The organism is Neisseria wadsworthii 9715, assembly GCF_000227765.1.
In the GTDB taxonomy this organism is placed as follows: domain Bacteria; phylum Pseudomonadota; class Gammaproteobacteria; order Burkholderiales; family Neisseriaceae; genus Neisseria; species Neisseria wadsworthii.
The window spans coordinates 615,472-628,655 of sequence record NZ_JH165159.1; the positions used below are offsets into that span (position 1 = coordinate 615,472).

The window sequence follows — 13,184 nt, forward strand, 5'->3', positions numbered from 1 at the left end:
CAAATATTTACTATGGAGTAATTTATGGAAACACAAGAATTTATGGAAGTACAAGACTGGGGCGGCGGCTTAACTACTCACGAAGTAGAAGCGATCGAAAAAATCAAGCAAGCTTTTTCAGGTTCCATAAAAGTAAACCAATCTTTCAAGGGGCAAGGATTACAAGCATTAGGGGCATTGAAATCTATTTTCCCTTGGAAGGGCTATTCAGGTTTTCGCTTTGCAGATGTAAAAGAACGGAAAGAAGGAGAATTTGATCTAGTTATTATTACGCATTGCAATGTTTTGATTGTGGAATTAAAGCATTGGAATGGGCAAATTACATCTCTCAAAGATAAATGGTATTTAAATAATAGAGATATGGGGCGTTCGCCTGTTTCCATTACACGAAATAAGCAGTTTTTATTGGAAAAGAAACTGGATAAATTCAAACAACAATTTACTAATAAAGGCTTTCGTCCGCAGGTACATTTTTTAGTGGTGATGACAGGTAATGCTGATTTTAGCCAATTACCTGATAGTGAGAAAATGCACGTTCTGACTTTGGCGGAGTTTCTCAAACTTAAAAACGAGCATGAGTTTAACCAACGTTTCCGCCCACACCCTGATAGTAAAACCTTAAATCAAGATTTTGAGCTTTTTGATAAAAAAATTTTTGGAACAGATACCATCAAACCCAAATCCATAAAAATTAACGGCTATTTTGCTGAAGACACGGCTATTTTTTCACATCCAAAAAATATTTTCGAAGAATATCTGGCTCAAACTGAGAACAAAAAACACCAAGACCAAGCCTTATTACGCCGCTGGGATTTTACTCAGATCGAACGTCCTGAAGTACAAACACCCGATGGGCGTTATCGTTTGGTTAGTCGTGAATATGATGTTTTAAACCATATCAAATTACAAAACAAAGAGTTGTATCACGCCTGTTTAAATTACAAATCCACACCGCAAAAAGGCGAGATTACCGCTGAACATATTGATTTGTTTGAACTGTTTCCACAACAAAAACGCTTTAATCAATTTGTCGGCGGATATAGTGGTGAAAACTTAAGTCATGAACGCCGCTTGGGATTGGTGCAATTATTATTAGACAAATTTGCCCAATTGCACAAAATCGGTATTGCTCATAGAGATTTGGGCGAGCACAGCATCTGGCTGTCGGCTGATGACAAAATTACTTTATCAGGTTTTGCGACCGCTTACTTTCCGTCAGAACAAACGGTTGGCGATATCCGTGAAATTTTGGAAGTATCAGGAGATTTGGCTAAAAAAGCTTTTGAACTTTCAGACGGCCTCAAACTTACGCCCTATCAATATGATGTACGTTCATTGGCAGTGTTGGCTTGGCATATCATCAAGGCGGAGCGGATTTCCGCTGCCAGCATTACCGATATGAAAGCAAGATTGAATGAAGAAACAGAGTGGTATGGTGATTTATTGCAGGTTGCATTGTCCGAAAAACCCTTTGAAAGTGCAGTAGAATTTTTGGGCAGTTTTAATCAAAACAAACCCAATCAAGCGGTCGATTTTTCGTTTAATTTTTCAAAATTAGAGCCATTTACACACGATATTAACCATTCTCGTAGCTATCGTGAAGACGATGATTTTATTGTTGAAACCAGTGAAAAAGAAGTTTACCGCTCTAATGGTTTATTGGTTAAAGCATGGTTGAATGCAGACCCGCAAACCGATAGTTCAAAAGCCAGAGTAGTTTTGCATTGGCTGGAAAATATGGCGAAACTGGCGAAATTGTCGCCCGATTATGTGCCGAAAATCCGTGAATTCGGTATTGCTAAAAAATCGGGCTGCCTGTTTGCAGTGAGCGATTTCATTGATAACGGTATACCTTGGCAAAAAATTCAAGAAATCAATTTGGCTGATGAGCTTAAGCTCACGCTTATTAATCAGCTTGTTCAGAATGTTGAACATTTGCACAGCTTGGGTTTTACGCACGGTGATTTGAAACCTGACAACGTATTGATAACGATTGATGGCGACAATATTAGGCTTCAGATTTTGGATATTTTGGATTTTTCGCCAAACGGGCAAAGTCAGTTCAATACCGAATATTCGCCAGAATTTGATCATGTTACCGAAAAACAGCGGGATAATTTTGCCGTAATGAAAATGGCGTGCGAATTATTGGATCTAGAATGGAATAAGCCGTCTGAAAATTTTGCTGAAATTGCCGAAGCGATACAACAAGAATATTCAGACAGCCAAACAGCGTTTATTTCGTTGGCAAGATTTAAAGAAGCACTCAGCCCGAAACCGACCACGCCGATGATAAATATTACCGTGGGTGGTCGTGATTCGTTTTTGCCGATCGAAATTTACCCTGAAAATGGCGAATTGTTTGTTCAGTTTCAAGAAAGTAAAAAATATCCAAAAGAAGAAGTAGATATTACCTTTATTGGCTTGGGTGGAAAATTTACAGCGTTTTATACCATTAATGACAGAAAATTCAGGCACGCTATTTCGCCGTTTGAACGTAGCCATATTAGCCGAACAGACAAAGAGAAAAGTGTGGCCAGTTTATCTTTAGGTTTATCAGTTTCTCATAGCAATTACAGCAACTTAGATAAGTTGAGTGATTATTTGGCTTATCATGAAACATTTCAAAATACGTTACATCAATTCATTGGCGAACACATTTTCAGGTTGCCTGAAAAAGAAAATCTTGAAGAAATTGAAATTATTGAAACCGAAATCGTTGATGTTGAAATTTCAGAACCGATTATTGAACAACGCCCCAGCATTCAAAGGCTATGGCAAGCAATTTTGGATACAGAAACCGAAGCGTTACCATCTGTTACAGCTAGTGAAGCTTTGCAAAAAACCGAAAACGGTGACATTTATATTCCATATGATGGTGAAGTCAATCCAATTGATCAATTTAAGCGTGATGAAATTGTGGAAGCCGTTGGTAAAAGTGAAGACGGCGAAAAAACGTTTGTTTACGGCACGGTAGATGTTGCCAAAAGTACATTAAATGAAATTCATCTGAAAAAATATAAAGATAAAAATAATAATCGAATTCAAGCGGATACGCCTGTTTACTTGCAAAGTAAACAAAACAAAGCGTCTTACACCCGCCGTAAAAAGGCTTTACAACGTATTTTAGACGGCGAAAGTGTGGTTAAAAATTTAGTTAATTATTTTGATGAACATTGTTCATTGCCGTCTGAAAAATATGAGGTTCAGGTTAGCGATGGTGAATTTAAACGCTACGACCAACCTGAAAAAGGTGTAAGTTTGAATGAAGCACAACGTATCGCTTTCCAAAAACTGATTGCCAACGGACCGTTATCCTTATTGCAAGGTCCGCCGGGGACCGGAAAAACAGAATTTATTGCCGCATTTGTGCATTATTTGTTTGATGTACAAAAGGTGCGCAATATTCTGTTGGTCAGCCAATCGCATGAAGCGGTCAATACGGCTGCCGAACGTATACGCAAACACTGTCAGCGTTTGGGAACGGATTTGCAATTGGTGCGTTTTAGCAATCGTGAAATTGCTGATTCTGAAATTTTGGAAGATGTGTTCTCACCGAATTTGGTCGGGCAAAAAAGAGCACAGTTAAATGTGAATAAAATTGGCAATATCTGTCAGCTTGGCCGCAGCATGGGGCTGCCTGAAAGCTATTTGCGTGAACGGGCTGAAATCATGTTTGATATCGGTTCACAAATTCGTCGTTATGAAAAAATCATTAAAAATTCAAAAGATGAGAATATTGATGAAGACGAAAAGCATTTACGCAAACGATTAGAAAAAAGTATCAAAGAGCAAGCCCAGACAATGGGAATACGTGAACTGATGGAAATTGATGACATTTTGCCAAAGCTAATTAGCGAATTAAATCAAAAGCACAATATTCAGCCAGTAGAAGATGTTCAGGCAGGGAAATTGATTGGTTTAACCCAAGATGTGTTGGAAGCGCTTTCCAATGAACGTACCAATTATGATGAGTTTTTGGCACGTTCCCGTCAGCTTGTGATTGGCACTTGCGTGGGTATTGGCCAACGCCACATCGGCATTGCAGACAATATTTATGATTGGGTAATTGTGGATGAAGCGGCACGCTCCATTTCCAGCGAATTGGCAATCGCTATGCAGTCTGGCTCTCGAATCTTATTGGTAGGTGACCATAAACAATTACCGCCTTTATATTCGGAAGAACATAAAAATGCACTTGCCCGCCGTTTGGGGATTTCCAAACGTGGCGAAGAATTAGACCAAGCATTGGGTAGCGATTTTGAACGGGTGTTCCAATCGGAATACGGCAAACAAACTTGTGCAACACTTAAAACACAATATCGTATGGCGCCTGCGATTGGCAGTTTGGTGTCTGCTTGTTTTTATAATAATGTTTTGGAAAATGGTAAAACCGATAATGATGTGCCCAATATTTACGCGAAGCTGCCAGAAAAACTAAAAGCCGGTGTTACTTGGTTGGATACCACTTCATTGCCTAATTCTTATCATGAACAGGGTAAAAGTGGCAGTTTATCTAATCGTGCTGAAGCCAAAGAAATTATTGATTTGCTGCAAAGTTTCCAAAATGATGAAACGTTTATGAACAGCGATGTTGTGCAACATTGTTTAGATAAAAATGAACAAGCTATCGGTGTGATTTGTATGTATGGCGAACAGAAAAAACTCATTCGCATAATGTTTAATCAAAAAAGTTGGGACGAACGTTTCCGCCGTCTGGTCAAAATCGACAGTGTGGACAGTTATCAGGGTAAAGAAAACCGGGTGATTATTTTATCGTTGGCTCGACATGACAAAACATACAGTACAGGCTTTTTGCATTTGCCGAATCGTATCAATGTCGCTTTGTCTCGTGCGATGGATAAACTGATCATTGTCGGTGCAAAAGCTGTGTGGGAACAGCCCAAAAACAGCAAAACCCCACTGGCAAAAGTTTTACGTTTTATGCAAGAACAAACTAATCTACAATATTACGCCATTAAGACCCTGAAAAATGGAGTGAAAAAATGAATGAACAAAAAACGCCGTACAATCAAATAGATTTTGTGGTTAAAGCTCCACGTTTTCATATCGTTTTTTCGTATATGAGCGATAAAGGTGTAGCATTTGTGTGTGAATATTTGTTGAGACTGCTGGAAGTAACACCGTGCAAACCTGAACAAATTGCCCAATATTTCGGATTTACTCAACATGAAACCGAAGTCGCTCTTGCTGATTTGGAAAAAAATAAATGGATTACTTGGCGAGATGATGGTTTGATTGAGTTATCGGCTGAAGGTTTACGATTGTTTCACAATGACGGACAAGATTCTCCCAAAATTCCAACATTAAAGGCGTTTGGTAATGAATATCGCATGGAATTGTTAGATAACAATTTTTTTCAGAAAGAAGATTGCGATAAAGTCCGCCAGCAAGCTATTGAATTGGAAATTGAACCCAAAGTATTATCCGAAAGCAGTGAAATTGCCCAAAAAACTTTCCAAAATCGTTTTCGGCACTTAATGGAAGATGAAATCATCAATTTAGATGAAAAAGACATTTCTTTATATAAAATTGATGCCATCGAACCCAAAGGTGCGCCTGATTATTTTCGTTTTACGCAAGCATTTGAACTGCTGCCGGAAACAGGTGAAGCCAAAGAACGCCATGATGTGCCAACCATTACTTATCAAGACAATATTCAGCAAGCGATTACAGTACAACTGGAACAATTTGCCAGCCGTGATAATTTGCGTGAATTACGAAAAAGCATGGAAGAGATTGGCGATGAGGATACAGTGAATGTGTTGTTTGGCGGGCGATTTGATGCTATCGAATTTAGAAAAATTCAATATCAATTTGAACAAAAAAACGGCTTATATTTTTTAGGACAGGTTTATCACCAAGAAAATTTATTCAAAAAAATCAATGATATTTTGAAAAAACTGGATAAAAAACAGACTAAAAAACTATATTGGCTTGCCCCGAGTGATATTTATTGGGGAAAACAGAAAAAAATCCACGATCAAATCCAAAATCTAGTAAATAATCAAAAAAATGGTTATGAATTTCGCCTGTACTTACCTTTATTGCCTAAGTGTAGCAATCGCGAAAAACAAGCATGGGAATATGAGTTTAAGGGTATTGCCGAAAAAGAAATTGCAGAAAAAGTATTGTATGGCTTTTATGAAGGATTTTTAGACAGTCATACGGAAATTTTATTTTTAGAAGATAAATTTGCAGTTGTTTGTTATCACGCTAAATTAGTAGGTTATCCTGTTACCGTGCCACTTGGTTTTATGACAACTCAAACAGATAAAATCAGACATATTATTAAATTAGCAGAAAATTATCTCAATTCAACCATATTCTCTGATAACGATACAGATGAGAAAGGCCAAAAAGATTTTGGATTATTGAGCAAACTTTAAGGCAATCTACACTGTAAAAAATGCCGTCTGAAACTCATTTTTTCAGACGGTATTGTACTTTTCAGACAGGCATTTTCAGGAATGCGTGCAGACTACTCATAATTCTCTTCAACCGCCCCCAGTTCCAATAGCACCTGAAACCCATCATTGATATAACGCTGGTCGGGTGCTTCGAGGAACGGAAACGCTGCCACATCGCCCAGTTTCAACGCGGCCATGCGCAGGATGACGGCGGCCAGATTGCTGCGGATGATTTCGGGGTCGGTAAAGGCGGGGCGGGCGTTGAAATCGTCTTCGCTGTACAGGCGCACGGCGACGCCGGCGGATACGCGGCCGCAGCGGCCGGAACGTTGGCGCGCGGCGGCTTGGGAAATTTTTTCCACATGAAGCTGTTCCACTTTGGCGCGCGCGGAATAGCGTTTGACCCGTGCCAAGCCGGTGTCGATTACATATTTGATGCCCGGCACGGTGAGCGAGGTTTCGGCCACGTTGGTCGCCAGCACGATGCGTCGTTTGCTGCCGCTCGGGTGGAAAATTTTGTGCTGTTCGGCGTTCGACAAACGGGCAAACAGCGGCAGGATTTCGTCGTCACGGCGCAGTGGCGATTTGCGCAGTGCTTCGGCGGCTTCGCGGATTTCGCGCTCGCCGGGCAGGAACACCAGAATATCGCCGTCGCCCAGTCGTGCCAGTTCGTCGGCGGCATCGACAATCGCGTCGGTCAACTCGATTTCCGCTTCGTCTTCGTCTTGCGAATGCAGCGGGCGGTAGAGGATGTCGACGGGGAAGGTGCGGCCGCTCACTTCCAGCACGGGCGCGTTGTTGAAATGTTTGGAAAAACGCTCGGCATCGATGGTGGCTGAGGTAATGATAACTTTCAAATCGGGGCGGCGCGGCAGCAGCTGTTTCAGGTAGCCGAGCAGAAAATCGATGTTGAGGCTGCGTTCGTGGGCTTCGTCGATAATAATCGTGTCGTAGGCGGTGAGGAAGCGGTCGGTTTGCGTTTCGGCGAGCAGAATGCCGTCGGTCATCAGCTTCACATAGGCATCGCGTGAGGTGTTGTCGTTGAAACGTACTTTGTAGCCGACGGTTCGGCCGATGTTGCTGCCCAATTCTTCCGCAATCCGTTCCGCCACCGAACGCGCCGCCAAGCGCCGCGGCTGCGTGTGCCCGATCAAACCGGCCGCACCGCGCCCGAGCTCCAAGCAGATTTTCGGAAGCTGGGTGGTTTTGCCCGAACCGGTTTCGCCGCAAATAATGGTTACTTGGTTGTTTTGAATGGCGGTTTTGATGTCGCTCAAACGCTCGTGCACCGGCAGTGTGCCCTCATACTGCGGCTTGGGCAGCGCGGCTTGGCGTTTTAAAAACGCGTCGTGCGATTTTTGGTATTTTTTCCGCACGGCTTCGATGCCGCCGAAACGTTTGGGGTTTTTGAAGGCGTTTTGCAGGAAATGACGGTCGCGGGAGAGCGTTTGGGTGAAGTCGGGCTGCTGCATGGTGTGTTTGTGTGTGAGGGAATTTAAAGGTTGTGATTATAACAAAATGCCTGTCTGAAAGTTTTCAGACAGGCATTGTTGATGGCGGCGCTTATTCTTTATAAATAAACAAGGTGCTTGGTTTGGCGGCAATGATGAAATCGTTTCGGTGTATGCCTGATGCTCGTCAGAAGGATAGTGTAAAAACCTTGCGGCCCCGGCTTGCGGGTCGGATAGCCCTATATAACTCTATATTGTCAATCTAAACGTATGAATCCTAAAGGCAATTTTTGATGCCTGTCTGAAAAGAGTTTTCAGACAGGCATATCGGCGGCTGATAATTTTTTAGCTGGGGGTTGACACGGTTATGGTTAAGGAATATAGTTATGTTCTTCAGACGCGGGGTGGAGCAGCATGGTAGCTCGTCGGGCTCATAACCCGAAGGTCGTAGGTTCGAATCCTGCCCCCGCAACCAGATTTATAAAAAGCCCTGCTTAATTGCGGGGCTTTTTCTTTGGTTTTGACGCACCATCTTCAGATTTTAAAATTTGATTTAAATCAAACAAAGTTTATCTTCTTGCAAAGTTGTAGTAATGTCGGTAATTGTCGCGTAAAATGCTTACATATTCAGCAGATTGTTGCGGTATTTCCGCACATGAAAGTATCCTATACGGATACAATGATAACTAATTAAATATTGATATCCGTAGTTTCCCGCGGTACGATATTATTATTCCAACTAACAACCAAAAAGAATATTATGCCCAGCGCGATTATTGTAGAAGATGAAATTTTGGCCGCAGAGCGTTTGCGTGTGTTGCTTGAGGAATGCCAAGTTGTATTGTTGAAAACATTCCATCATGCCCAACCCGCTTTGGAATGGTTGAGTGTGCATGAGGTGGATATTGTTTTTGCAGACATCGGCTTGCCTGAGATGGACGGCTTGGAGTTTGCCGAGCGGATTAAGCGCGTTGCGAAAAAACAGCCTCATGTGATTTTCACAACGGCTTATGAAGAGCATGCGTTGCGTGCGTTTGAGCTGGCGGTGGCGGATTATCTGCTCAAGCCGATCAAACTCAGCCGCTTGCAAACGGCTTTGGCGCGTGTGAGTGAAAAAGAAGAGGAAGAGGGCGGCGGATTTACGCATTTCAAAGTGTTTAGCCGCGACCGTATGGTGGAGATTCCTTGGCAGCAGGCGCGCTATTTATTGGCTGAGCATAAAACGGTATTTTTGTTTACGGGTGACGGTAAGAGCTATGATCTGCCGAAAACGCTGGTGCACTGGGAAGAAGTGTTGGGCGACAAGGTTATCCGTGTGCACCGCAATGCGCTGGTGTTCCGCCACACGCTGGATTGCCTGATCCGCTTGGATGATGACGATGATGAGGGTAATGCAAGCTGGGGGGCGCAAGTTTTGGATATACCCGACCCGCTGCCTATCAGCCGCCGACAGCTTTCTGCGATACGCCGTATTCTGCGTGATAACGGTTGATTGAGAATGATTGGATGCCTGTCTGAAATTTTTTCAGACAGGCATTTTGTTTGAAATTGCAATGAATGATGGTTGATTAAAGGGTACAATAACAAGTTGTTGTGTGCGATTGTGTCTGCGCCTATGAATATCAGAAGTTTTTATACACGCTTATGGGACATTGCCCCGTTTTTTATCCGCCGCTATTTGAAAAAGCGGGGGCAGAAGAATGCTGCTTACTTGGCGCATTGGGGCGAGCGTTTCGGTGAACCTTATGTCAAACCTGTGAAAGGTGCAGTTTGGGTGCATGCCGTGTCGGTAGGGGAAACGAGGGCGGCGGAGCCGCTTTTGCAGGTTTTGCGCAAGCATTTTCCTGATTTGCCGATTCTGATGACGCAGATGACACCCACCGGCCGGGAAACCGCGCAAAAATTGCTGCCGGATGCGCAATGTCGTTATCTGCCTTATGACAAGCCGGCTTATATCCGGCAGTTTTTGAAAGAACACAAGCCGTGTTTCGGCATTTTGATGGAAACCGAAATCTGGCCGAATTTAATGCATGAGTGTGCTAAAGCCGGTGTGCCTTTGTTTTTGGCGAATGCACGCCTGTCTGAAAAATCGCAGCGGGGTTATTTGAAAATCCGTTCGCTGGTTGAGCCTGCCATGCAGACGCTCAGCGGCTGCTATGCGCAAACGGCTGCCGATGCGGAGCGGCTGCATCTAATCGGGGCATCCAATGTGCACGTGTGCGGCAATTCCAAATACGATATTGCGCCGCCGCCTTCGGCCAAGCAAACTGCGTCGGCGTTTAAGGCGCGCATTGGCGAGCGGCCGGTCGTGGTGTGCGGCAGCACCCGGGTTTATAAAGAGCAGAACGAAGCGGAAATGCTGCTCAAGGCATGGCAAGGTTATCAGGGTGATGCGCTTTTGGTGTTGGTACCGCGCCATCCAGAGCGTTTCGACGAAGTGTATGAAACGGCGCGAGCATTAGGGTTTAAAACGCAAAAACGCAGCGACGGGCAGCCGGTGGCGCCGGATACGCAAGTGTGGGTGGGCGACAGTATGGGCGAGATGTTTGCTTATTATCTGTGCGCCGATGTAGCATTTGTGGGCGGCAGCTTGGTGGATGCGGGTTGCCAGAATATTATCGAACCGATTGCCTGCAAAGTGCCCACTTTGTTCGGCGCATCTATTTATAATTTTGCCGATACCTGCAAAGGCGCGGAAGCGGCGGGCGCAGCCAAACAGATATTCAGTGCGCAGGAATGGCATGCCGTGGTGAGCCGTTGGCTGCTGAATGAAGAAGAGCGCAAAAGCTACGCTGATGCGGCTGAGGCCTTCGTGGGCAGGCACAGGGGCGCCAGCAGCAAAATGGCAGACTTGATTGCCGAGTCTATCAGGCGCCAAATCAGATAGTTAATTTATAGAATGGGATAATGTCACCTCTGTCTGAAAAAGTTGAATCCGCATGAAGGGTTCGGTTGTATGTAGAGAATCAACTTAAAAATAGTACACTCGTCATACTCGGGGCAAGCCCGAGTATGACGGTGTTGTTATTATGTAAGTTGGTTGACTATAGCTCAATGTTTTCAGACAGGCATTTTGAGTGCTTATAATTTATGAGGTTAATGGTTAAAACGCCGCCGGTAAACGCCAAAGTGATTGCCACGTTGCCGGTTTTTTTGAGCGTGTGCGTCGCCGCGCTGGCAATACGTTATTTTAATCTAAGTATAGAAGCGATTCCGCTGGTACTCGGTGTGATTGCGGGCGGGCTGGTGGATTTGGATAACCGGCTCACAGGCCGCATCAAAAATATTTTCATCACACTTTTGGCGTTTACCGTGTCCACGCTGGCCACGCAGCTTTCCGTGGGCAAGCCGTGGGCGCTGGTGCCGGTGATGACGCTCTTGGCGTTTTCGTTCACCTTTATCGGCGCGGCAGGTGTGCGCTACCGCACGATTGCATTCGGCACGCTGGCGGTGGCGGTTTATACCTTGCTCACTTACGAACCGGAGCAGCCGCTTTATATTAATTCGCTGATGATTCTGATCGGCACGCTGCTGTATAGCGGCATGACGCTGCTTTGCCATGTGGTGTTCCCACACCGCCCCGTTCAGGAAAATATGGCTGCTGCGTATTCCGCGCTGGCGGATTATCTGGACGGTAAAGCCGATTTTTTCGACCCCGACGAAGTGTGGCAGATTGAGCAGAAGCAAATCCGGCTGGCGATGAAAAACAGCCGCGTGATTCAGGCGTTTAACCAATGCCGTAGCGCGTTGTTTTATCGTATGCGCGGCCAGCACCGCCATCCGCGCACCAGCCGCATGCTGCGTTATTATTTTGCTGCGCAGGATATTCACGAACGCGCCAGCTCCAGCCATGTTCAGTATCAGGAGATGGCCGAAAAGCTGAAAAACAGCGACTTGATTTTCCGCTTTCAGCGCTTGCTCGAATTGCAGGCGCAAGCGTGCCGCGATGTGGCTGCCGCTCTGCGCAATAATACTGCTTATACTTACGACGAACGTTTGGCACGCTCCGCAAAAGGCCTGACGCAATCGCTGCAATATTACGCGGCAAGTCACGAGGAAAGCGAAGTGCATCCTTTGCAAAGGCTGGCGGCCAACCTCAACGGTGTGAACCTCCAGCTCGGCAATCTGGAAAACAATCCCGAGCAGGAGCAGAGCGGCGATGCCACCCGAATCGCGCACCACGAAACCAGCGGGTTGCGCAATATTCTGAAGGCTTTATCCGGTCAGTTTAATTTGGAATCGGCTACGTTCCGCCATGCCGTACGCATGGCACTGATTACGCTGGTGTGCTGCGCTTTGGTGGAAATTACTCATTTGCATTTGGGCTATTGGGTGTTGCTGACTGCCGTATTCGTGTGCCAGCCCAACTATTCGGCCACGCAAAAGCGGCTCAAGCAGCGCATTATCGGCACGCTGGCGGGCGTGTTGATAGGTTCCGTGCTGCCTTATTTCACGCCTTCGCTGGAAACCAAACTGATTGTGGTGGTGGTATCGACCACGCTGTTTTATTTCTTCCGCACCAATAAATACAGCTATTCCACCTTTTTTATCACCATACAGGCGCTTACCAGCTTTTCGATTGCCGGCTTCGATACGGTTAGCGCGATTCCCTGGCGGATGGTCGATACCGTTATCGGCTCAATGCTGGCTTGGGCCGCCGTGTCCTACCTCTGGCCGGACTGGCACTATTTGGCTTTGAACAAAACCGGCGTGCAGGCGGTGAACGGGAATGCCGGCTATCTGAAAAGCATTTTGGAGCAGCTGAAAAACGGCGGCGGCGACCATGTGCTCTACCGCAGCGCCCGCCGCAACGCGCACGAGCGCGCGGCCGCTTTGTCGAGCACTTTGTCGGATATGTCGGGCGAGCCGGAAAAATACGGCGATTGTTTGCAGCAAGGTTTCAGCCTGTTGAAAATCAACTATTCGCTGATCGGCTATATTTCCGCGCTGGGGGCTTACCGCAACCAAATCCATAAAAACGAAACCGACCAGGCTTTTCTCGGCGTTTTTTTCGAAGCAGCAGACATGCTGGCCGATACGCTGGAGCGCATCAGCGATTTGCAGCCGGAGGATTTTGCCGCGCGCATGGAGGCCATCCGCAGCCGGCTGGATGTTTTGCACAATATCGAATACCACGACGAACAAAGCAATGTTTTGTGGCAGCAGCTTGTGATGATTACCAACCTGCTCGAACCTTGTTATCGGGCCTTGAGCCGGGTTGAAGAAGAATTTTCCGAGCAGGCCGCTGCGTGAACACGATGCCTGTCTGAAAAGCTTTCCTGTTTTCAGACAGGCATCGTTA

Annotated in this window: 6 protein-coding genes and 1 tRNA gene; 6 read left to right on the plus strand and 1 reads right to left on the minus strand. The window is 45.4% G+C overall.

What is annotated here, in order from left to right:
- Positions 1–24: 24 nt before the first annotated feature.
- Positions 25–5,010: an AAA domain-containing protein gene (locus HMPREF9370_RS02645; RefSeq protein WP_009115747.1), complete on the plus strand. Its 4,986-nt coding sequence runs from the start codon at positions 25–27 to the stop codon at positions 5,008–5,010.
- Complete coding sequence (locus tag HMPREF9370_RS02650; RefSeq protein WP_009115748.1) at positions 5,007–6,410, plus strand: hypothetical protein; 1,404 nt, start codon at positions 5,007–5,009, stop codon at positions 6,408–6,410. The genes HMPREF9370_RS02645 and HMPREF9370_RS02650 overlap by 4 nt, the downstream gene beginning before the upstream one ends.
- A gap of 92 nt (positions 6,411–6,502) precedes the next feature.
- On the opposite strand, the gene hrpA is transcribed toward HMPREF9370_RS02650, so the two are convergent.
- A complete protein-coding gene (hrpA, locus tag HMPREF9370_RS02655; RefSeq protein ID WP_009115749.1) occupies positions 6,503–7,903 on the minus strand; it encodes an ATP-dependent RNA helicase HrpA in 1,401 nt (466 codons plus the stop codon).
- 377 nt (positions 7,904–8,280) lie between these two features.
- Between hrpA and HMPREF9370_RS02660 the strand changes: the two genes are divergently transcribed.
- The 4 genes from HMPREF9370_RS02660 (at position 8,281) to yccS (ending at position 13,135) form a co-directional block, all read left to right on the plus strand.
- Positions 8,281–8,357: transfer RNA gene (locus HMPREF9370_RS02660), tRNA-Met, on the plus strand.
- A 285-nt stretch (positions 8,358–8,642) separates the two neighbouring features.
- Positions 8,643–9,374, plus strand: a complete 732-nt coding sequence (locus HMPREF9370_RS02665; RefSeq protein WP_009115750.1) for a LytR/AlgR family response regulator transcription factor — start codon at positions 8,643–8,645, stop codon at positions 9,372–9,374.
- 123 nt (positions 9,375–9,497) lie between these two features.
- The gene (gene waaA / locus HMPREF9370_RS02670; protein ID WP_040667374.1) at positions 9,498–10,769 is read left to right on the plus strand and encodes a lipid IV(A) 3-deoxy-D-manno-octulosonic acid transferase; all 1,272 of its coding nucleotides are present in this window, start codon (positions 9,498–9,500) and stop codon (positions 10,767–10,769) included.
- 203 nt (positions 10,770–10,972) lie between these two features.
- Positions 10,973–13,135, plus strand: coding sequence for a YccS family putative transporter (yccS, locus tag HMPREF9370_RS02675; RefSeq protein WP_009115752.1), 2,163 nt, complete (start codon positions 10,973–10,975; stop codon positions 13,133–13,135).
- Positions 13,136–13,184: the final 49 nt, after the last annotated feature.